General features: G+C 60.4%; 17 protein-coding genes and 4 pseudogenes. 17 read left to right on the forward strand and 4 right to left on the reverse strand.

The genetic code is table 11. From position 1 onward, the window contains the following. Positions 1 to 127: 127 nt before the first annotated feature. From CKW40_RS38645 to CKW40_RS38660, 5 genes and pseudogenes are all read left to right on the forward strand, one after another. Positions 128 to 628: pseudogene (locus CKW40_RS38645) on the forward strand (aldehyde dehydrogenase family protein); the annotation flags it as partial. A 104-nt stretch (positions 629 to 732) separates the two neighbouring features. Then, complete coding sequence (gene purU / locus CKW40_RS38650) at positions 733 to 1617, forward strand: formyltetrahydrofolate deformylase (protein WP_095204910.1); 885 nt, start codon at positions 733 to 735, stop codon at positions 1615 to 1617. Positions 1618 to 1620: 3 nt separating this feature from the next. Continuing rightward, positions 1621 to 2526: a bifunctional methylenetetrahydrofolate dehydrogenase/methenyltetrahydrofolate cyclohydrolase gene (locus CKW40_RS38655; protein WP_095204911.1), complete on the forward strand. Its 906-nt coding sequence runs from the start codon at positions 1621 to 1623 to the stop codon at positions 2524 to 2526. Positions 2527 to 2670: 144 nt separating this feature from the next. After that, positions 2671 to 2889 (forward strand): hypothetical protein, encoded by a 219-nt coding sequence (locus CKW40_RS43375; RefSeq protein WP_198421184.1) that lies wholly within the window; start codon positions 2671 to 2673, stop codon positions 2887 to 2889. A 215-nt stretch (positions 2890 to 3104) separates the two neighbouring features. Next, positions 3105 to 3557 (forward strand): annotated as a pseudogene (locus CKW40_RS38660) (AMP-binding protein); the annotation flags it as partial. Here the strand turns inward: CKW40_RS38660 and CKW40_RS44965 are convergent. Beyond that, positions 3446 to 3742, reverse strand: a complete 297-nt coding sequence (locus CKW40_RS44965; RefSeq protein WP_244571471.1) for a hypothetical protein — start codon at positions 3740 to 3742, stop codon at positions 3446 to 3448. The pseudogene CKW40_RS38660 and the gene CKW40_RS44965 overlap by 112 nt on opposite strands. Positions 3743 to 3984: 242 nt before the next feature. Between CKW40_RS44965 and CKW40_RS38665 the strand changes: the two genes are divergently transcribed. After that, positions 3985 to 4527 carry a hypothetical protein gene (locus CKW40_RS38665; RefSeq protein ID WP_143748475.1) on the forward strand — a complete coding sequence of 181 codons (543 nt, stop codon included), beginning with the start codon at positions 3985 to 3987 and terminating at the stop codon, positions 4525 to 4527. A gap of 404 nt (positions 4528 to 4931) precedes the next feature. On the opposite strand, the gene CKW40_RS45805 is transcribed toward CKW40_RS38665, so the two are convergent. Continuing rightward, on the reverse strand, positions 4932 to 5150 hold the full coding sequence (locus CKW40_RS45805; RefSeq protein ID WP_095204913.1) for a helix-turn-helix domain-containing protein: 219 nt from the start codon (positions 5148 to 5150) through the stop codon (positions 4932 to 4934). 131 nt (positions 5151 to 5281) lie between these two features. Continuing rightward, positions 5282 to 5695, reverse strand: coding sequence for an FMN-binding negative transcriptional regulator (locus CKW40_RS38675; RefSeq protein WP_244571470.1), 414 nt, complete (start codon positions 5693 to 5695; stop codon positions 5282 to 5284). A gap of 199 nt (positions 5696 to 5894) precedes the next feature. On the opposite strand from CKW40_RS38675, the gene CKW40_RS43380 reads away from it, so the two are divergent. The 9 genes and pseudogenes from CKW40_RS43380 (at position 5895) to CKW40_RS38725 (ending at position 18632) form a co-directional block, all read left to right on the forward strand. Further along, positions 5895 to 6932 carry a hypothetical protein gene (locus CKW40_RS43380; RefSeq protein ID WP_143748477.1) on the forward strand — a complete coding sequence of 346 codons (1038 nt, stop codon included), beginning with the start codon at positions 5895 to 5897 and terminating at the stop codon, positions 6930 to 6932. A 414-nt stretch (positions 6933 to 7346) separates the two neighbouring features. Continuing rightward, positions 7347 to 8018, forward strand: a complete 672-nt coding sequence (locus tag CKW40_RS38690) for a hypothetical protein (protein ID WP_095204917.1) — start codon at positions 7347 to 7349, stop codon at positions 8016 to 8018. Positions 8019 to 8416: 398 nt separating this feature from the next. Further along, positions 8417 to 8887 (forward strand): hypothetical protein, encoded by a 471-nt coding sequence (locus CKW40_RS38695; RefSeq protein WP_095204918.1) that lies wholly within the window; start codon positions 8417 to 8419, stop codon positions 8885 to 8887. Continuing rightward, positions 8884 to 11847 (forward strand): HsdM family class I SAM-dependent methyltransferase, encoded by a 2964-nt coding sequence (locus CKW40_RS38700; RefSeq protein WP_095204919.1) that lies wholly within the window; start codon positions 8884 to 8886, stop codon positions 11845 to 11847. Before CKW40_RS38695 ends, CKW40_RS38700 begins: the two co-directional genes overlap by 4 nt. Continuing rightward, the gene (locus tag CKW40_RS38705; protein WP_095204920.1) at positions 11844 to 12515 is read left to right on the forward strand and encodes a hypothetical protein; all 672 of its coding nucleotides are present in this window, start codon (positions 11844 to 11846) and stop codon (positions 12513 to 12515) included. The genes CKW40_RS38700 and CKW40_RS38705 overlap by 4 nt, the downstream gene beginning before the upstream one ends. Before the next feature lie 166 nt (positions 12516 to 12681). Then, positions 12682 to 14652 (forward strand): ATP-dependent nuclease, encoded by a 1971-nt coding sequence (locus tag CKW40_RS38710; protein WP_095204921.1) that lies wholly within the window; start codon positions 12682 to 12684, stop codon positions 14650 to 14652. 2 nt (positions 14653 to 14654) lie between these two features. After that, entirely contained in the window at positions 14655 to 16538 is a 1884-nt protein-coding gene (locus CKW40_RS38715; RefSeq protein ID WP_095204922.1) for a UvrD-helicase domain-containing protein, read from the forward strand. Positions 16539 to 16998: 460 nt separating this feature from the next. Beyond that, the gene (locus CKW40_RS44185) at positions 16999 to 17352 is read left to right on the forward strand and encodes a hypothetical protein (protein WP_179298273.1); all 354 of its coding nucleotides are present in this window, start codon (positions 16999 to 17001) and stop codon (positions 17350 to 17352) included. Between the two features lie 80 nt (positions 17353 to 17432). Then, positions 17433 to 18632, forward strand: a pseudogene (locus CKW40_RS38725) (integrase core domain-containing protein). 35 nt (positions 18633 to 18667) lie between these two features. Here the strand turns inward: CKW40_RS38725 and CKW40_RS38730 are convergent. Further along, positions 18668 to 19585, reverse strand: a complete 918-nt coding sequence (locus CKW40_RS38730) for a hypothetical protein (RefSeq protein WP_179298274.1) — start codon at positions 19583 to 19585, stop codon at positions 18668 to 18670. Between the two features lie 353 nt (positions 19586 to 19938). Between CKW40_RS38730 and CKW40_RS38735 the strand changes: the two genes are divergently transcribed. After that, the gene (locus CKW40_RS38735; protein ID WP_095204923.1) at positions 19939 to 20325 is read left to right on the forward strand and encodes a hypothetical protein; all 387 of its coding nucleotides are present in this window, start codon (positions 19939 to 19941) and stop codon (positions 20323 to 20325) included. After that, positions 20322 to 20441, forward strand: a pseudogene (locus CKW40_RS45505) (RES family NAD+ phosphorylase); the annotation flags it as partial. The gene CKW40_RS38735 and the pseudogene CKW40_RS45505, both read left to right, overlap by 4 nt. Between the last annotated feature and the right edge of the window lie 2 nt (positions 20442 to 20443).

A 20443-nucleotide genomic window follows, 5' to 3' on the forward strand; every position in this document is an offset into this window, starting at 1 on the left:
CCGCCGACGTTCGGGGCCTGTGAGCAACGTGATCTGACCCATCAACTGCTCCTAAGTGCGCTCATAAGAGCACGCTTAAGACCACTCGTTCATCACCCGAACAAGGCGCGACACGCCGGATGGATACCTCAAGGCCGGCGATCCTATGAGCGAGAGAACGGATCTCGGTCCAATGATCTCGGCACAAGCGGCTGAGCGGACAGAGGCTGCGGTCAATGAGGCCATTGCGGCGGGCGCAAAATTGCTCTGCGGCCACCGTCGCGAAGGATCCTTGTATCATCCGACCGTGCTGGAAGGCACGCCTCCGACCTGCCCCCTGTGGCATGAAGAAGTGTTTGCGCCCGTCGTTATGCTTGCCTCGTTCGAAACGCTAGATGAAGCGATCGCGATGGCCAACGATCCGGATTACAGCCTCCACGCCGGTATCTTCACCCGTGACCTCAATGTCGCGCTCGAGGCAGCAAACAGGATCGAGGCCGGCGGGGTGATGATCAACGACTCCTCCGACTACCGCTTCGATGCCATGCCCTTCGGAGGTTTTAAATACGGCAGCATGGGACGTGAGGGCGTTCGCTTTGCTTATGAAGACATGACCCAGCCAAAGGTCATCTGCATCAATCGCGGATAGCCGCCTTGACCGCCAACCGCAATTAAAATGCTCTTTAAGAAGAGCACTGGCGAAGCTCGGTTCGCCGAACGGCCAGACAGCCCCGCAAAGTGAGTTTTAGGAAAATGACCCACTACGTGCTTACAGTTTCATGCAAATCCTCTCGCGGTATCGTTGCGGCGATATCGAGCTACCTGGCTGAGCAAGGCTGCAATATTGTCGATTCCAGCCAGTTCGACGATCTCGATACCGGAAGGTTCTTCATGCGCCTTTCGTTCGTTTCTGAAGAGCGCGTCGGAGAGGCAGCGCTCGTTGAAGGCTTCAAGCCCGTCGCGGAAAAATTTGCCATGGATGTCGAGATCCAAGACGCAGAGAAGCGCATGAAGGTGCTCCTTATGGTCTCGCGTTTTGGCCATTGCCTTAACGATCTTCTCTACCGATGGAAGATCGGGGCCCTGCCGATCGACATCGTCGGCGTCGTCTCCAACCATTTCGAATACCAGAAGGTCGTCGTCAATCACGACATTCCCTTCCACTGCATCAAGGTGACGAAGGAGAACAAGCCGAAGGCGGAAGCCCAGCTCCTGGAAGTCGTCGAGCAGACGGGGGCCGAGCTGATCGTGCTCGCCCGCTACATGCAGGTGCTTTCAGATGCGCTCTGCAAGAAGATGTCGGGGAAGATCATCAACATCCACCACTCCTTCCTGCCGTCGTTCAAGGGGGCGAACCCCTACAGGCAGGCCTATGAGCGCGGCGTCAAGCTGATCGGCGCGACGGCGCATTACGTCACCGCCGATCTCGACGAAGGCCCGATCATCGAGCAGGATATCGCCCGCATCACCCATGCGCAGTCGACGGAAGACTATGTCTCGATCGGCCGCGACGTCGAGAGCCAGGTGTTGGCGCGCGCCGTCCATGCCCACATCCACCGTCGAACCTTCATCAACGGCAACCGCACTGTGGTCTTCCCGGCAAGTCCGGGATCCTATGCGTCCGAGCGCATGGGTTGAGATATGGCAAACGCGATTGTAATCGACGGAAAGGACGCAGCGGCGAAGGTTATCGACGCCGTGAAGGCCGCGGCATCAGTGCTTGAGGCCAAGACCCGCGTGAAGACCGGCCTGGCAGTGGTCATCGTCGGTGATGATCCGGCGAGCCACACCTATGTCGGCGCCAAGGGCCGCATGGCCAAGGATTGCGGCTTCAATTCCATCCAGTATACGCTTCCGGCCGAGACGACGCAGGGTCAGCTCGCAAAGCTGGTGGCCTCGCTGAACGAGGATGCGTCCGTTCATGGCATCCTGGTGCAACTGCCGCTGCCGAAGCATCTTGATGCGGATGCGATCATCCAGTCGATCAAGCCGGAGAAGGATGTCGATGGGCTGCATGTGGTCAACGCTGGCAAGCTTGCGACCGGCGATCTCGCGACAGGGCGGATTCCCTGCACGCCAGCTGGCGCCATGCTGCTGGTCCGCTCCATCCATGGCAAGGACTTATCGGGGCTCAATGCCGTCGTCATCGGCCGCTCCAACTTGTTCGGCAAGCCCATGGCGCAATTGCTGCTCAATGACGATGCCACCGTAACGACTGCCCATTCTCGCTCGAAGAATCTTTCGTCCGTGACGCGAGGCGCGGATATTCTGGTGGCCGCCGTCGGCCGGCCGGAGATGGTGAAGGCGGACTGGATCAAGCCGGGTGCGACGGTCATCGATGTCGGCATCAACCGGATCGATGCGCCGGAAAGGGGCGAGGGCAAGAGTCGCTTGGTCGGCGACGTCGCATATGACGAGGCCTGCGAAGTCGCTGGGGCGATCACGCCGGTTCCAGGCGGCGTTGGTCCGATGACAATTGCGATGCTCTTGGCCAACACGATTGCTGCGGCATACCGATCAAATGGCCTGTCATCGCCCTTGTTCTAAACAACGTTGGCCTCTTCCCTCGATTGTCCAATGACCGCCTATGTTCCTCTTGGTACGCTTTGACGGCCCTGACAACCTAAAAGCTGGGCTCAGAGATCGATGGTGCGATCCAGGCAAATTCCGCTATGCCGGCCATAGACCTGTATGTCGGCCAACCGGCTTTATGTGCAGGCAAGCGTCTATGACGAATTCGCTGAAAAACTCACCTGGCGCGTGAGCGACTTGCGCGTGAGCGATGGTTTGGAGGTTGGAGGTTACCGTCGGCCCGCTGATCGATGCCTCTTCCCCTTTCCAAGATCGAAGCTCATGTCGCGGATGTCGTGCGCGAGGATGGCAAGATCCATTGTGACGGCAGCCGCATAGGCAGTTCGAGGGCCTTCTTCCGGCCCCCCGTGGTCACGAAGTGGTCGGCACAATGCGGGTCGCGCAGGAGGAGAGGCTCGAACCGTTGGCGCCTATCATCCGTTTCGATGATCCGGACCAGGTGTGCGAGACGCCAACGACACGATCTATGTCATGCCGCCTCCTTTTTTGCCTCCAAACTGAAGCGCTTCTGGCGCGTTGCCGAAGCGCTCGAATACGGCAAGGTCTCGATGAAGTGGTTCGAAGAGGGACCCCCAACCTTTCCTACAATTGCATCGACCGGGATCCCAAGACGCATGGCAACCCGGTCGCCATCATCTGGGAAGGCGGCAACCCGTATATCGACAAGAAGATCACCTATAACGAGCTCTAAGAGCGTGTCTGCCGCATGCCGAACGTCATAAAGAAGCATGGCGTGAAAAAGGGTGATCGCGTCACGATCTACATGCCGGTGATCCCGGAAGCGGCCTATGCGATGCTCGCCTGTGCCCGCATCGGCGCGATCCACTCGGTGGATTCGGGGGCTCTCGCTGGAGGCTCTGGCCGGACGCATCGATTACGAATCCACTTTCACCATCCCCTGCGACCAGGGCTTGGGCAGTGGTAAGCCGGTGCCGCTCAAGGAAAATACCGAGAGGGCGATCCACATATGTCGCGCCATACGGCAAGCCGAACCCAAATCTGGAGGAAGTGCAGGGGCCCAGGTCAGCAGGGATATTCGACCAACTTTGAGGCTGCCGTCAAACGAGCGGCGTTTAAGATAGCTTATTTCGCGGAAAACCCCGCACGGAGAGCCTTGAATGACAATAAGTATCGAAGAATCAGCGACGAATACCGCAAGACGGTCTTTCACCAATTCACCTGTTGAAGGACTTTGCCACAGCTAAGCTGGGCGAACAGGCGCTTCGTTCTACCTTAACGTGTCGCTGGGAACAGTTCTTGTTCCGCCCCACCCAGCCCGTGCTCCTCGCCGCGATGGGTCCCCAGCCCAACCAGAAAAAATTCTTAGCTGCATATAGATTGTGTCTTGAAAGGCTCGAGCTATGATCTGCGCATGCTATAATAGGTGCGGCCGATAGGATCGTGAGAATCGGAATGACGGAAGCGGAGAGAACACAGACAGCTCTGAACGTTGCCAATAAGAAATGGGTGCCAAGTTTCGACAATGGCCGCGCATGGCGCACTGGGGCAGGCTTTGTCCTGACTTCAAGACCACCGATCGAAGAAGAGATGATGCGCATGGCGCCGGAAGGCGTCTGTGTTCGCTTCACCCGTTGGCCCATGCCGGTAGGCAGCACGATCAAGGTGATACCGGCGCCGTCCCGCTCCCTCATCGGCCCGGAAGCAGTGCGCGACGCGCTGGTCAGCCAGACGAAGACCACGCGGCGTCGTTCTGTCCGAGGAGCGGAAGATAGCGGCCTCGCCAGAAAGGCTTCTGCCCACTCTTTCAATTTAATCTCGCTCGAGGCAGCGGAGAGGATCCGCAGTGTGCATTTTGGCATGGTTCCGCGCCAGGGGAGCTTAGAAAGCATCGTGAATGGCGACGGCGAGCCTCGGAGCGGCAACCGGGGGTGGTCGACGACACGGGATGCAGTGCTGCCGGGCGCGTCCTGGCATCGTCCTATTGCATCAATGTAAGGGCACGACCATTGTGAAACAGAAATCAAGCTCTGGTAGTGAGGAATATATCGCGCGATCAGAATTGCAAAATGCTCTTAGAAGAAAACGCGAGATAAACGACGAGATCCGGGAAATTGCACGCAGGCTGGCTAGCGCTAGGTGCAAGCGCAGCGCGGACGGTGAACCAGATAGAAAAACATTCTGGAGTTGGCTGCCGACATTCTACCCGCCCCGCTACTAAATTGCTAATGCTTGGCTGGGAAAGATCCGATTCCCTGAAGTGGTACGACATGAATGAGAATTCCAATGTTGTAGTCCATCGCCTTCCCGACTTAGGCGACGTTGCTTGGTTGCCACTCGACGAGACCACCGCGGCGCGCGCAACTTGCCCGAGTCTGTCGTGAGGAACGGCGCTCGAATGTTTAGCCGAGCCCTCGACCGATCCAGGCGGGTACGGTCAATCGAAGCTGTTGCGGGGAGACTCCGTGTATGTTCCTGAAGCATTTCGAGAAATACAACGAAGAGACGAAGCCGCTCGCCATCGCTACGTCGACCAAAGGCAGCAGGGTGCCTTCGATCAGCCGCTTTGCGTGATCGACCCTACGCCGGACCATCGGGCTGACACCCTTCAACCAGAACATCCGGCGGACGAGTGCGGGATTCGACGATGAACGGCGGTTCGACCGGCGCTGTGGTTTCAATAGGGCCTCGGCTAAATCGCCGCCCAGCCATATCGCATTCTGCCCGACTTCGGCACTGCCACACCGAAGCCTCAGCCCTTTTCGGCCTTTCGGGCGGCAGCTGGAAGCATCGCCTCACCGATCTGGTGGTCGCCTTGGGCGTTCAGAATTTCGCCAGCGTTTCGGATGTCGCGGAGTTCCTTGTTTTGGCTGAGCTTGACCTTGCCGACAAGGCGGGTCACTTCGATCTCCAGCCCAACGATTGCCTTGACCATCGCATCAATGAATTCCCGGGGCGCATCACCCATCTTCCATGGGACAGGCCCCTCGTGTCTATAGGTCAGCTTGGCGACATTGCGACGGACGTAACGCTCGTCATCGTGGATCGTGATCCGTCCGTGCGCATGCGCCACCAGGTAGTTCCAAGTCGGAACCTGCTTGTGGAACTCCTGCTTGCTCGGATACCACTGTGGCGAGATGTATGCGTCCGCCGCACGGAACACCACGAGATGGCAGCAACCCTGACAACAGAACCGTTGAAGCCCTTCTAGTGGAAGCCGGGTTCGACAACGTCGCCACTTCCACGCCGGGTTCACGTTTCGCGGAGCGGTGGGAGCGCAAGCCGGCATACACGACCGGCTGAGCGGAATTGCGCGCCGGCGTAGCGCACTGGAAAACAAAAAGTATTGGTGTCAGGCTGTTTCCATGAGCGTCGATTCAACCTTGCACCCCAAACAGGCGTCTAAGAAGCAACTAACGGATTTTCTGCGTGCACTAGGCTATACGCCTACAAAGCACCTTTGGATCTGGCCAAAGGGCAGCGTCCATTTTCACTGGTTTAATGCAACGGACTACCTGTCTTTTGATGGTGTGGAAGCGACCGTGTACCCATGCACCGACGATGCCCACAACCTTGGGCCTTGCGAATGGGCTCTGTACACGCGCACCCGTTCATCAGGCAGCCGTGCCGACAAGGTTTTTCAGAATGAAACCATCAGAAGGGCGCGAGCGCTTTTCGGCGGCAATTTCTACAATGATTGGGGAGGACGAAACCGGTATTCCGCAGAACGTGCCGAGCACCGCGACGCAGCGTCACGCGGTCTCTATCAAGCCTATGAAGTAGTGAGTCAGCATCTTTCCGCCACCATTTACGCACTGCCACCAGAACATGAGACCATGGCTAGGATCAGTGAAGATGCATCGTTGGCAACGCTCGCGCGCGCCGACCCAACCAGGATACTCTATAACGCACTCGTGCCTTTTGCCATCGCCTCACTAGAAGGCTTTTTCAGCAAAGCGTTCTATATTCTTATTCGATATTCAGATCGTGCTCAGGCACACCTACGTACGCAGGAAAGGAAGATTGAGTTTCAGGACGCAGTCGCGCTCGCCAAGGGAACAAAGACTGTTGAGGAGATTGTTACCAGCTGGTATAGTTTTCAGAATGTTTCCAGCATTCAAAAAGCATACTCTGAATGGCTCGGCATCGATTTCCGGAAAATCTTGCGATCGGTTAAAAATCGAAAGGGAAAGACCAAAGACCTAGACGAGACTCTAGCCAACATGATTGCGTTTCGGCATCGTGTCATACACGAGTTGGAGCTAGATTTTGATTTAAGGCATACCGATATTTCAAATACCATGAAGGACGCGGAACGGATAATAGAGGCATTTGTAGTTCACCTTGAGAAAAACCACGGGAAAATTATCCGCGACGAAACAGCGATAGCGTTGGAGGGGTGAAAGATCGGCATGTCTCCGAGGACACTCACATCACACCAGCAGGGGCAAGTGGTCTCAACCGAATTTCCCACAACGCGAATGGAGCTATGTAGACATCGATGATTTGGGCGAGCCGTCGCAGCTCTGCGAGACGTGCGAGAGTTCACGCGGCCCGACATAGTCCTGTTCGATGTGCTCCGCGCAGATACTCCCCACGGCAAGAGCCTCCTTGATGTCCGGATGCTCCATGTAGTGAACAAAGCGGAAAGTGATGCTCCGGCGTCCACGCGGGAGGACACTGCCGGAAATTCCGTTGGACATCCCTCGCGGTCACCGTTTGGGAAAACATTTCCCGAACAGTCTGGCTGCCCTTCCCTTTTCGCGGTTAGGTAGCAACCGCCACCAACCTCGGACGAACTGGGAAACGGGGAAGCCATGACCGAGCTGTTGTCGTACTGGATTCCCCTTACGGTGCTGCTCGCAATCGCCAAGAGATGGACGGACCTCGATCCATTGGCGATTGAGAATGGTCCTCGCTGGCCTCGAGCCTTTGTGCAGGCGGGGAAATCGACGCTGCTTCTAAAGCTGGGATTCGTGATGTTTGCCGCCGGACACCAACATCTTCCTTCATACTTCGCCGAGGCAGGTTTTGGCGCGGGCGTCGGGTCCGCATTTTGCACCTTTGCCGAAGACCGAGACAGGAACGAGGGCGCTTTTCTTGCGTGGTACAAGAGCAGGTGGAATGATGTCGCTGACAGCTGGTTTGCGATGATCTTCGTCGTTGCGCTAACCTGGATAGCGTCGTGGGTCTTCGGAGTTGACGTTAGATTCTGGATCATCCTCGCAATCGCACTTTTCTTGCTTCAGGGACGGTTCTACCTTGCCGTTATCTCGGTAAACGATCCCGACAAGGACAGACAATTGGCCAAGCGGCAGGCGCTTCTCGGAGGCAACGTCGTCCTGACCGCGGTTGTCGGCACGCTGGCCTTTGTCGTGTGGATGTTCTGGGCGAATTCGCTGATTTCCGTTTTCCACGACCCTGCCGAAGCCGACTTGAAATGGCAGATCGCCGGCTTTCTGGTTGGCATCCTGCTGTCGTTCCTGTGAACGCCGAACGTGGGAATTAGACCGGCTGCCGCTCCGCTCCACCGCTCAATTGCGGCGACAACCATTACGCGAACGCCGAACTGCGGCGACGAAGCCCAATGTCTGTTCGAGGTTTAGGCCCGACGCGACTGCGCCACAAATTGCCGCTGCCGACCCCGATGTTACGTGATGCGGTCCCGGTCAGACGCCACGCGCGGACCGTCTGGTTATAGGAGACGCCCGTCAGTAAGCTGCCGTTGTGAGCCCAGGCCATCAAGGCAAAGCTTGCCTGGTTCGCTCACGACGTGGTGCCCCTAGGTTCACTCCCTGATGGATTCAAGTGCGAGGGATTCGATCGATGGTCTGCGGCGTTAAGCGTTTACTCTTGCACATTTTCCTGTCGTCTGCGACAAATATCCATGTCGTTGCAAACGATTCAGTTTACCCAGGAGCAAGCGCGCGATCTCGCCGGGGTCTCGCCGGGCGAGGTGCGTGCATGGCGCAAGGCAGTGAGCTATCTCGCCGCCAAGCCGGGCAAAGCGGCCCGTTTTACCTTCGCAGACATTCTCGGATTGGCGATCACACGGCGAATCACCGGCGACTTCCACGTTCGCATCAGCGATATCGGTGACAGTATGGACGCGCTGTTTCGCGCCCTGTCAGAAACCCGTCCCTCTGATCTTGAGGGCTCGGTCGCTCTGATTGACGCTCAGACAGCCCGTTTGGTGCCAGGCGCGGACCTTGGAGCCAAGCCACTTAAGGACCCGACCTTCGTCGTTCCCTGCGCCCAGCTCATCCAGGATTTGAGCCAGAGAGTAATGCCGCTCGCGCCCGCGTCGCTTCAGGCGGCGTTGCCCTTCGCGCCCCAGATGGTGAAGGCGGGCCGATGACTGACGCGGCGCTTCGTCAAATCCTGTCAGCGACTGGCTACATGGCCGACGGCGAAGCTGCGCCGGGCGTTCTGCTGGGTGAGGAAGCTCGCTTGGGTCGGCGGGGCCGATCCTTCACGCCCGACGCTCTGTGGCGTGGCCAGTCCTCTCTGACGGTCTATTTCAAGTTCACTTCGAGCCCGCTGGCCGACGCGGATTTGGCCGCTTGGCGTCAGGAGATCTGGAATGAGGGTTTCGCGCCCCTACTCTGGATCGTGTCGCCGGATCGCATCGATCTCTACAACGGCTTCGGTCGCCCCCGGTCGGAGGCCGATCCGGCCCAGAACCGTCTCGCAACCTTCCTTACGATCGCATCCGGACTGGAGGAGCTCGACGCGCTCGCCGGCCGTTTCGCCATGGAGACCGGGCAGTTCTGGACCAAGACGAAACAGGTGGATCGCAAGACTGCGGTCGACCAGCAACTGCTCTCGGATCTCGCCGTTCTGGAACGGGGCCTGGTGTCGGCGAACCTCGTCCGGGACGAGGCCCAGGCGCTGATCGGCCGGGCGATCTTCACCCAGTATCTGCTTGATCGCGACATCATCACCGCCGAACGGCTGCACAGTCTGTGCGGGACGACGCGTCTGTCGGCCGCGCTCCGCGACCGGCAAGCCACCAGCCAACTGTTCAAGTGGCTGTCCAAGACCTTCAACGGTGACATGTTTCCGCCCTCGTCGGCGGCGCCGCCCGCGCCTGCGCATCTCTCTCGGGTCGCGAATTTTCTGGACGCCGTCGATCCGGTCAGCGGCCAGACCACTTTCTTTCCGTATCAGTTCGACGTCATCCCGGTAGAGCTGATCAGCTCGATCTACGAACAGTTCGCCCATTCCGCCGCCGCGCCCGTGGCCGGACGCGCTCGATCCACGGAGGCCACCCGCGCAGGCGTCTACTACACCCGCCTGCCTGTGGTCTCCCTGATCCTCGACGAGGTCATGGACGGCCTCGACGGCGAGCAGACCGTGCTCGACCTGACGTGCGGATCCGGCGTCTTTCTTGTCGAGGCGTTTCGGCGGTTGATCCATCTAACGGGCCTGAGGACGCCGATGACGAGGGCGGCCATCCGCAAGGCGCTCTACACCCAGGTCTACGGGGTCGACGTCAGCGAAGCTGCCATCCGCGTCGCCGCTTTCAGCCTCTATTTGGCGGCCTTGGAGCTCGACCCAGATCCGCAGCCTCCGGAAGGGCTGACATTCGAACCGCTGATCGGCCGGACTCTGTTCGTGGGCGACGCCCGAACCATCGAGCAGACAGAGGCCGGGACCGAACATCTCCTCGAAGAAGACGGCCTAAAATCATTCGACGTCATCGTCGGCAACCCGCCCTGGAGTTTCAAGGGCAAGGCCGGCACGGCCGACCGCCGAAAGGGTGGGCAGACCCTCCCCGCCCAGCCGCGCGGAGTGGGTCTCGACTTCCTGATGCGGGCAGCGGAATTCGCGAACGCGCAAACGCGGTTTGGCATGGTCCTGAGCGCCACCCCCTTCTTCAGCGCCAGTAAGACCGGCGCAGCGGCGGCGCGCCACGTGGTCCGAGCCCTAGGCCCGGTGACGCTCGTCAATCTGTCGAACTTGCGATCCTGGCTGTTCGAGGGCGCAGCCATGCCGGCTGTGGTCGTGTTCGCTCGGCATAGGCCCCAGCCAACCGAGACCCTGACCGTCGTCCAAGTGCCGTGGTCGCCAGCAGGGCCACGTTCCCACACCTTCGAAATCGCGCCTAGCGATATCGTCCGCCTTTCGCTGGACGACTGGGAAGCGCGGCCGACCCGCCTCAAGACAGCGGCTTTCGGCCGACGCAGGGACCTACGTCTTGTTGACGATCTCACCGACGGGCATCGGCCGCTTGGCGATCGGCTGCGGGATCTTGGAACCGTCCTGGGCGACGGCCTCATCCTCGGCAAACCCGAGAATCGGAACCGCGACGCGGCTTCCCTTGCTGCTCTCGACTATCTGCAGAAGGACGACCTGCAGCCCTTCGCGGTGCCAAACGATCTCCCCTCGTTCGGGCTAACGGCCGCGCAGTGGCCGCGCGATCGGGCGCTCTATAAGGCACCCCTGCTGCTGGTGAAGGAGTTTCTGCCCGGGGAGCCGAGGCCGTTGACCGCCGTCGCCGATCGCGACCTCGTCTTCTCCGAAGCCTTCTTCGGCGCGCCCTTCCCTCCGTCGCACCGCGAAGTGGCCCATATTCTCGCCGGAGTCTTGGGCTCGGCCTTGGCGGCTTGGTTCTTCCTCATGACCGCCGGAGAGTTCGGCCTCTACAAACGGCGGCTCTTCCGACAGGACGTGGCGCTACTGCCAACGCCGGATCTCACCCTGATTGCTGGTTCTGATGCTGGTCGAGAGATCTACGCGCTTGAGCAGCAATTCCGATCCCAGGCCCCGACGCCAGCCGACTGGGTCGCGCTGGACGACGCCGTTTTCGACCTTTACGGCCTCGACGCCGACGACCGGATAGTGGTGCGAGACGGGCTCCTCAAGGCGGGATGGCAATGGAGCGCGGGCCTTTCCGACTCCATGACCCCGGCGGGCGCGCACGAGGGTGTCGCGGCCTATGCCCGAACGTTCTCGGCGGTGCTGGACCGATGGCTTGCGGCCCGTCGCCAGCGAAGCGTTCGTGCGGAAGTGTTCGACCTGCGTGGCACGGATGCGATGCGGATCGTCCGGTTCGTCCTGGAGGACGGCGCCAAGGCCCCGGAGGTCGAGATCGTCTCGCCCGACGGAAGTCTCGCGGCGGTGTTCGGACGGCTTGAGGATCGGATGAAGGTGCCTCTCGCCAGCGCACTCACCGGTCAGCGCGAACTGCGGGTCCATGGCCGCGACGAGGTCGTGATCATCAAGCCCGCGGCTCGTCGCCACTGGCTGGAGAGCGTGGCACTGGAGGACGCAGACGCGGTGATCGCCGAGAGCTTTGCGGGCCGCCGACATTGAGGATTCCCCATGAGTCCCAAGGTGTTGTCGGGCGCGAATATATCGCCCTCGCCGATGAGGTGGTCGCCGCGATCCTGGTGACGGTGCGGGAGGGCTGGGCTTTGGCGGCCATAGATGGGGAGACGGCCTTAGAGGGCGAGGTCGTCATGACCGAGCGGCTGCGAGACGGTATGCGCCAGGCTCTGACGTCCGGAACGCTGGCGTGGGGCAAGTCCTTCATCGTGGCGCTCGGCATGGAGTCGCGCTCCACCCCCGATGTCATGACACCCGACGGTCGAACAGACATTCCCCTGTATGTCGTGGAAGTTTTCCTGCGCCACGCTGAGCACGATCCTCACGCGATCATCGAGTGCAAGCGCCTGGATGGAAGCGACACCTACCTTTGCCGGGAGTATGTGGTCGAAGGCGTCGATCGGTACCGTTCGGGCAAATATGCCGAAAACCATGCCTCCGGCTTCATGGCGGGGTATCTGCTCGGCGGCGATGCGCAGTCGGCAGCGGCCGGCGTAAACGCCTATTTGGGGCGCGTGAAGCGGGCCGACGAACAGATCGTGCTATCTCCAGTCGTCGAACATCCGGCATTCTGGCGATCCGAACATGCCAGAACAGTTGAGCGACCAGCCATCGCGATCCACCACGCTTTGCTCGGGCTAACCGCCGGATCCTGAGTCGTAGTCTTGGCTATCGCCAATCGATCGCGATTTTATCAGAAGTTTTGTCCCAAGCGCGACTTATACTGATCCATGAAGTATAGGTGACGAGATCATGGAAGGGGACGGCGGCTGATCAAGGGAAACTTGACGCGATGAGCCGCCGATAAGGGGAGGCGGAAACATGTTTATTGAGCGGCTCAGTCTGACGAATTTCCGCTGCTTCGGACCTGAAGCGACAAGCGTCGACCTCACCTCCGGCCTCACCACTTTCGTTGGCGTGAATGGCGCTGGAAAGACGGCCCTGATGCAGGGCCTGCAGCGGCTCTTCGGCGTGACCGGCGATCAGCGACGCCTTCGGCGCCAAGATTTCCATATCCCTTCCACTGAGCTTGTCCCCCCGCTGCAGCGAAGCTTCGTGCTGGAGGCGATCATCGCCTTTCCGGAACTGGACGCCGACGGCGCCGGCGGCGCGGCGATACCGGAATTCTTCCATCAGATGGCCGCTGAAGAGGGTGGCAAGCTGAAATGCCGCCTGCGTCTCGAAGCGACCTGGACCGATGACGGCTCGCTCGACGGAGCGATTGAACAGAAATACTGGGCGGTCAGGACTTTCGGGCCGTTCACCGAAGCCGAATGCACCGAGCTGAAAGCGACCGACCGGGCGAGGATCCAAATGATCTACGTGCCGGCGACGCGGGACGGCGCCTCCCAGGTAACGGCCTTTCTGCGCGGTAGATTGTGGCGCGCCATCAACTGGTCGCAGGGGGTGCGGGACACGTTCACGAATGCCGGCGCTACGTTGAACGGCGCTTTCGCCGGGGAGCCGGCCGTCGACGTGATTGCCGCAGCCGTGACGCGGCGATGGCAGGAAGTTTACACCGCCGGGACCGACACGACGCCGGTATTCCGCCCGCTTGATCTGCGGTTCGAGCATTTCATCAGGAAGGTTGAGGTGGTTTTCCGTCCTGACGAGGCCGGACGGGAGCGAGCCATGGATGATTTGAGCGACGGTCAGAGGTCGCTCTTTCACCTAGCCATGACCGCGGCGACATTGGATGTTGAAGCCGGGATCGTGGCCGATCCCGCCGGGGCCGGTTTCCAAGCAGGCGGCGTACCGTTGCCAGCGCTCACGCTTATCGCGATCGAAGAGCCCGAAAACAATCTCGCTCCGTTCTATCTCTCCCGCATCGTCCGGCAAATCCAGGATTTGACGAGGTCGCCGCAGGCGCAGGCCGTTGTTTCCAGCCATTCCCCGAGCATCCTCGCCCGGGTGGATCCGACCCAAGTCCGGCATTTGAGGCTCGACCCTCATCATCGAACGGCCCGAGTCCGCCCGATCAACCTCCCCGTTGGCGAGGAGGAGGCATCCAAATTCATCCGCGAGGCCGTGCGCACCTATCCCGAGCTCTACTTCGCCCGCTTCGTTGTGCTTGGGGAAGGGGCATCCGAAGAGGTCGTGCTTCCGCGTCTCGCTGAAGCGATGGGCCTCGACATCGACCGATCCTTCGTCGCGGTCGTTCCGTTGGGCGGTCGCCATGTGAACCACCTCTGGCGATTGCTGACCGATCTCGACATTCCCCATGCCACCCTGCTGGATCTCGACTGGGGTCGAGCTGGTGGCGGATGGGGGCGTATCAAGACCGCCTGTACCCAACTGCTCGCAAACAACGTCACGCCTCAGGCCATTTTCGGACAGCACCTCGACCCGCTTGGCCCGGCGGCGAACCTTGTGGCCTTCGATGCCCTGCTGGTCGCGGACACGGCGGGTCTCACAAACTGGATGACCTGGCTGCGTCAGTTCGACGTCTTCTTCTGCACGCCGCTGGACCTCGACTATTCGATGCTGAAGGCCTTTCCGCTGGCCTACCAAGTCATTGAACCCGGTCGTCAAGGACCGTCGCCCCTCGGCGAACCGCGCACGGCGGTTCTCGGCGAAGACGGCCAAGCTCATCTGTATGCCGCCGACCAGGACGCCTTGATGCGCTGGTATCGTTATCTGTTCCTGGGGCGCGGCAAGCCAAGCACCCACGTCCGGGTGTTGAGCGCGCAAGACTCGGTCGCGCTTGCAGTTGGCGCCCCTAAAGAACTGCGCGCGCTCCTGAACTCGATCGTCGCTCGCCTTACGCCGCCGCCGCCGCCCGTAGGTTTCTGATCATGCGGCTTGTTCGTCCAGACGACTGGCGCCCCAGCGGCATCGACGATCTTGAACCGGCGGCGTGGAATGCCCTGCGCCACGCCGGCTCGGCGTGCGTGGTCGCAGGCCCCGGCGCCGGCAAGACCGAGTTTCTGGCCCAACGCGCCGACTATCTGCTTGAGACAGGCCTCTGCCGAGCGCCGCACCGCGTCCTGGCGATTTCGTTCAAAACAGATGCGGCCAACAATCTCGCGTCGCGCGTCCGCCAGCGGTGCCCGCCAGAGTTCGCCAGCCGGTTCGTGTCGGTCACTTTTGATGCCTTCACCAAGAGTCTGGTCGATCGCTTTCTCAGCGCCATACCCCAAGACTGGCGGCCGACCCGGCCCTACGAAATCGCTTTCCCAAAGCGCAAGGCGATCGAAGACTTCCTGACTCTCGCTCGCCTAAGTGCGCCGCCGGAATGGCAGGCCGAGATCGCCGGTTACAGCGCGAGCGACTTCGAGCCCAAGATTGTCGGGAGCTACCGCCTGCCGATGGGGCCTATCGCGCCCCAGAACGCCGCCGAGTTCACGATCGCTCGCTGGTGGGCAACGCAACTGCGTCCGGGGCAAACTTCTGCCCTCACCTTCGTCGGCATCAACCGCCTCGCCGAGCTGCTGCTCCGCGCCAACCCCCACATCCGCCGCGCGCTCGTTGCCACCTACCCCTTCGTCTTTGTCGACGAATTCCAGGACACGACCTACGCGCAATACGACTTCCTTCATTCGGCGCTCTCTGGCGGGCAGACCATCATCACCGGCGTCGGCGACGACAAGCAGCGGATCATGGTCTTCGCCGGCGCGCGCCAGGACGCCTTTCAGCGGCTGCAAGCGGATTTCGGAGCCGCCCGCTTCCCTCTCCTCTTCAACTTCCGTTCCTCGCCCGACTTGGTCGCGATCCAGCATGTCGTCGCACGCGCCCTCGATCCGAACACCGTGCAAACGGTCGCCCAGACTGTGCGCCAGGTCGATGGCGACGTGGCTCAGGTTTGGTCCAGCCCGACCATGGCGTCGGAAGCCGCCCACTTGGCGCAATGGATCGCCAACGACATGGCCACCCGCGGCAGGGCGCCGCGCGACTACGCGCTCCTCGTGAAGCAGAAATCCGATGATTATGAGCACGAACTCGGCGGAGCCTTCGCTGTTCACGGTCTCCGGATCAGTAACGAGAGCCATACCCTCGGGAAAACCTCGCTTCAGGATTTGCTTTCCGATGACCTAAGCCGGCTCGCGATCGCGATCTTCCGCCTGGGCGCGACACGCCGCGCACCGGCCGCATGGCAGTTGGTATCGACCTCTGTCCTGGCGCTGCGCGCTACCGGCCCAGACGATGACGCGCGCGCAGCCAAAGTCGAGGCGGACCTCACCGCATTCCTCGCGGCCCTGCGCACCGACATGGCGGCTATCGTCCCGTCGCCGCAAAGCGCCCTCGACTTCGCCACTCGGGTTTTTGACTATCTGAATCTCGACGCGATCGCCCGAACCTATGCCGAATATGGCGTTGGCGACCAGCTCCAGATCATTCTTGAGGCTTTTTGCGTCCACTTCTTCGCTTGCGCCGATGGCGCGCCGAACTGGACGGCCTGCCTCGACGCGTTCGAGGGGGTCAATCAGATCCCCATGATGACCGTCCACAAGAGCAAAGGGCTGGAATACGACACCATCATCTTCATCGGCCTCGACGACAAAGCGTGGTGGGCTCACACCCCCGGTAATCCAGAGGGCGTCGCCGCGTTCTTCGTCGCCCTCTCGCGGGCGAAGCAGCGTGCGATCTTTGCCTTCTGCCAACAACGCGGCCAGCGAAACAACGTGGCTGAACTCTATCTGCTCCTCACTGCAGCCGGAGTACCGGAGATCGCGATATAACGACGAGGTGATTGTCACAGAATACAGGAGCCACTAGCAGCTCCGCAGTTGATGGAGGGGAGAAAGGTAGTCGCCCGCTTCGGAACACGCAAGTCCGGGTCAACAATGGCCGGTTTCAGATTGGATGTGACCGGTCCGAATGACCGCATAGGGGGCGCATTCCCGGCCGGCAGGTCGCGCAGAATGCGGTCTTGGTAACTAATGCTTTCTTTCGACAGAGCCGGGAATGTTCAGACGCGGGCGTTTAGTTCGGCGTGAACGCTTCAATTCTTGCCATCAAAATCCACCGAAAGTAGCTAGTCTTAGTCTAGTGCCCAGCTCTATGCCTCTTACATCGACTATCCCCAGCGCCGAGCGCACAAACTATACCGAATCGACCGAATAGTCCGCGTGGGTTGATGATGACGCAGAAGCTTGAGGCTGCCTGAGACAGCCCGGTCCGAGCTCAGCGGAAACTGTGGTGAATGGCAGCAACGACTGCACGTCCTTCATTCAGCGTCGCTTCGATCATCGACTGGAGATGGCGCGTGGTTGCGCCGCGCGTGCCGACATAGCCCGATCGGACCAGCTCGACGAATGCCTCACTGCGCAGATAATGGCCATCGAGCTCGGCATGGTCGACGCGAAGGCCGCCCCGGCTCCCGCGCATGGCTCCATTGCCGAGCATATGGTCGAGATGGCCAAGGCTGATCACGATGCCTGCTGCACTCACTGCCGAGTGGCGTCTCATCATCTTCACGAAGAAGGCGCCGGGATGGAGGCGGTACGGCCCTTGGGGATCGAGATCGCGATCGAATTGCCGCATTCGGTCTAGCGTCAGCACCAATGAGACAGAATTGGGCTAATTGAGAGAGGAGGTTTTCTGGTTCATCGTAGCCTTTCAAAGGAACGACGATGAGACAGAAAACGGAAGCGACGAAGCCTTCTGCTGAGAAGGTGATCAAGGACATCCGGCGTGTCACGCGTAAGCAGTATGGCGCCGAGGAGAAGATCCGCATTGTGCTGGATGGCCTGCGTGGCGAGGAGTCGATCGCAGCGTTGTGCCGGCGGGAGGGGATCGCCGAGAGCCTCTATTACAATTGGTCGAAGGAGTTTCTCGAAGCCGGCAAGAAGCGGCTGGCAGGTGACACGGCGCGTGCCGCCACCAGCGACGAGGTGAAGGTGCTTCGCAAGGAAGCTCGCGATCTGAAGGAGGTCGTCGCCGAGCAGGCGCTGGAACTGCGGATTCTTAAAAAAAGCATGATCGCGGATGGGGGCGACGACGAATGAGATACCCCGCCTCCGAAAAGCTCGAGATCATCCGGCTCGTCGAGAAGTCCCATTTGCCGGCGCGCCGCAAAAAGCTCGGCATTCCCCGGGCCACCTTCCACCGCTGGTATGACCGTTTCCTGAGCGGCGGCGAAGGCGCACTTGAGGACCGCCGGCCACAGCCAGGCCGGGTCTGGAACCGCATTCCCGAGACCGTGCGGGATCGGATCGTCGAGCTTGCCCTGGACAAGCAGGAGTTGTCGCCGCGCGAACTGGCGGTGACCTTCACCGACACAGAAAGCTATTTTGTCTCGGAAGCGTCCGTCTATCGCCTGCTTAAGGCAAACGACCTCATCGCCAGCCCGGCCTTCATCGTGATCAAGGCAGCCAATGATGAAGGCCGACGACGTCACCGACACGCTGAACCTGGCGCTCATAGCATCAGGCTGCGATCAGGCGACGGTGCGGCAACGGCCACGCCTGCTGTCCGACAATGGCCCGTGTTACATCGCTGGCGAACTGGCCGACTGGCTACAGCGTCGCGACATGCGTCACACCCGAGGCGCACCGTGTCATCCTCAAACCCAGGGCAAGATTGAGCGCTGGCACCAGACCCTGAAGAACCGCATCCTGCTCGAGAATTACTTCCTGCCCGGCGATCTCGAAGCCCAGATTGCCACCTTCGTCGAGCGCTACAACCATCGGCGCTATCACGAGAGCCTCGACAATCTCACTCCGGCCGACGTCTACTTCGGACGCGGTCAGACCATTTTGTTGCAACGAGAAAGGATTAAACGCGACACCATCAACCAGCGACGCTTGCAGCATCGCAGAGCAGCCGCCTAGAATGCCAACAAAGATGAGCCAGAGCCTCCGCTAAATCAGGCCGCCATCTGTCTCAAATTCTCTGACGACGGACAGAGTTCTTGCTCGAACTGCCAGTCTATACGGACCTGCAATCCCTCGCCCATATCGTCGTCGCGTTCGAGCATCTTGTACTGCACCATCACCAGCGCACCGCGTCGTTCGTTGAGGTAGATCAGATCTACCCCAAGAAGCTGCTCGAGCGGTCGGCGATTGGCTGTGTAGATCTCGAGCTCGCCGTCATGTTTCCTGAAACGTGCCCGTCCGGTTAGATCGCTTTCATCCATCGTCCAGCCCGGCAACCACCGTGCGTCATGTTCGATCGCGGCGTCCTCAAGCACGCGGATCGAGGCAAGTGCGCTGGGGCCGAGAACGGCCAACTCATAGGCTTCACCATCGCCGTCAAAGGCGTTGACGGCGAGCTTGATCGCGTCATGCTGCATGACAACCGCATTTTCGACACGGCCGCGTCCGGCGATCCAGGCGAGGATGCGCCGCAGGACCGGCGAGTTGGCTTCATCGGCGGCTAGTGCCGCGACCATCGACTGGCCGAGTTGGCTGGAGACCGCTGTGATCTCTTCGGAGACAGCGCGCAATCGCGCTACCGCCTGTTGCAACGTCGGGGTTTCGACGTCACGAAGCAGCCGAGCGAGCGAGCCGGGTTCGATGTCGTCGACAAAGTCGAACGCGACGCGGGTATCCAGCGATGAGATAGCCTGTCGCGAGCGAACGATCCCGATCCGCAGGTGCGATCCGTCTACCGCGATCAGCGCGAGCGAGCGCGCTTTGGCCGATCTCGCGGCCGCATGGCGGTAGTTGAGTGTGAACCGCGCACCGTGGCGCCTGGTGCCTTCTAGCGCTTCCCATGTGTCGTGATCGACACGGACTAGTATAAGGCCAGCGGCCTGCAATTGGCGGACTTCACGTTCTTCCATCACTTCCCCCGCATAGAGTCGCACTGGTGAGTGGAGTTACTAACCCACATCTTCGCTCGGCGCATCTCCACCAGGTCCTGTTGATCGTCGTCTATAGCCAATAGCGGTTAGGGAGATGAATCCTCGCTTCGGTCATTTTTGGGCTCGGCCGACCAATGGACGAAGGTCCGCTTTCGAGATCCCTGCAACTGCGCCAGAACGACCGAAGTGAGGCGCACTGCTGGCGCTAGCTAGCATCCGCTACGAGGATGGGGAAGCACAAGCAGTGCGCTGGAATGGCGTCAGGTTCTGTTCACTTGCTATGCCTAGGAATGTGCATATATTGTGCGTAAGAGAGAGGTCGGAGATTTGTCATGACTCACGCACAGCTCGCCCAATCGAAAGTGGTCTCAGGTTTTGTTGACAGCCTGCAGGAGCCGCGCACGCCTTATATCTCGCCGAAGCGCCTGTCGCAGGCGCTTGGCGTGAAGGTGGCCAATTTGGCGCAATTGACCGGCGTCCATCGCAACACGCTCCGCAATCCCTCATCGGAGCGCCTGCAGGGCCGGATGCGCGAGATGGTGAAAGTGATTTCGGCTGCAACGGAACTCACCGGCGACGTCAAAAAGGCGATCTTTTGGTACCGCAATGAACCGATTGCCGACTATGGCCATCGCACGGCGGCCGAACTCGTCGCGGACGGCCAGGTCGAGGCAGTCCTGGCCTTTATCCGGGATCTCGAAAATGGGGCGCGTGGGTGAGGATCACCCGAGTCGGTCCAGACGAGATCTTCCATCGCTATCTGACACCCAAATGGGCTTTCCTGCCCACCAGTGGTGGGGGCGCGGCGATCGATGGTGGGCGCTTCAATCGGCCTGG

The sequence above is a fragment of the Mesorhizobium carmichaelinearum genome (assembly GCF_900199455.1).
GTDB classification, from domain to species: domain Bacteria; phylum Pseudomonadota; class Alphaproteobacteria; order Rhizobiales; family Rhizobiaceae; genus Mesorhizobium; species Mesorhizobium carmichaelinearum.

What these genes read in the sequence shown, in the direction of transcription:
- purU (WP_095204910.1), top strand. Translation starts at nt 733, where the DNA reads ATGACCCACTACGTGCTTACAGTTTCATGCAAATCCTCTCGCGGTATC.
- CKW40_RS38655 (WP_095204911.1), top strand. Translation starts at nt 1,621, where the DNA reads ATGGCAAACGCGATTGTAATCGACGGAAAGGACGCAGCGGCGAAGGTT.
- CKW40_RS43375 (WP_198421184.1), top strand. Translation starts at nt 2,671, where the DNA reads ATGTCGGCCAACCGGCTTTATGTGCAGGCAAGCGTCTATGACGAATTC.
- CKW40_RS38665 (WP_143748475.1), top strand. Translation starts at nt 3,985, where the DNA reads ATGACGGAAGCGGAGAGAACACAGACAGCTCTGAACGTTGCCAATAAG.
- CKW40_RS45805 (WP_095204913.1), bottom strand. Translation starts at nt 5,150, where the DNA reads ATGTTCTGGTTGAAGGGTGTCAGCCCGATGGTCCGGCGTAGGGTCGAT.
- CKW40_RS43380 (WP_143748477.1), top strand. Translation starts at nt 5,895, where the DNA reads ATGAGCGTCGATTCAACCTTGCACCCCAAACAGGCGTCTAAGAAGCAA.
- CKW40_RS38690 (WP_095204917.1), top strand. Translation starts at nt 7,347, where the DNA reads ATGACCGAGCTGTTGTCGTACTGGATTCCCCTTACGGTGCTGCTCGCA.
- CKW40_RS38695 (WP_095204918.1), top strand. Translation starts at nt 8,417, where the DNA reads ATGTCGTTGCAAACGATTCAGTTTACCCAGGAGCAAGCGCGCGATCTC.
- CKW40_RS38700 (WP_095204919.1), top strand. Translation starts at nt 8,884, where the DNA reads ATGACTGACGCGGCGCTTCGTCAAATCCTGTCAGCGACTGGCTACATG.
- CKW40_RS38710 (WP_095204921.1), top strand. Translation starts at nt 12,682, where the DNA reads ATGTTTATTGAGCGGCTCAGTCTGACGAATTTCCGCTGCTTCGGACCT.
- CKW40_RS38715 (WP_095204922.1), top strand. Translation starts at nt 14,655, where the DNA reads ATGCGGCTTGTTCGTCCAGACGACTGGCGCCCCAGCGGCATCGACGAT.
- CKW40_RS38730 (WP_179298274.1), bottom strand. Translation starts at nt 19,585, where the DNA reads ATGGAAGAACGTGAAGTCCGCCAATTGCAGGCCGCTGGCCTTATACTA.
- CKW40_RS38735 (WP_095204923.1), top strand. Translation starts at nt 19,939, where the DNA reads ATGACTCACGCACAGCTCGCCCAATCGAAAGTGGTCTCAGGTTTTGTT.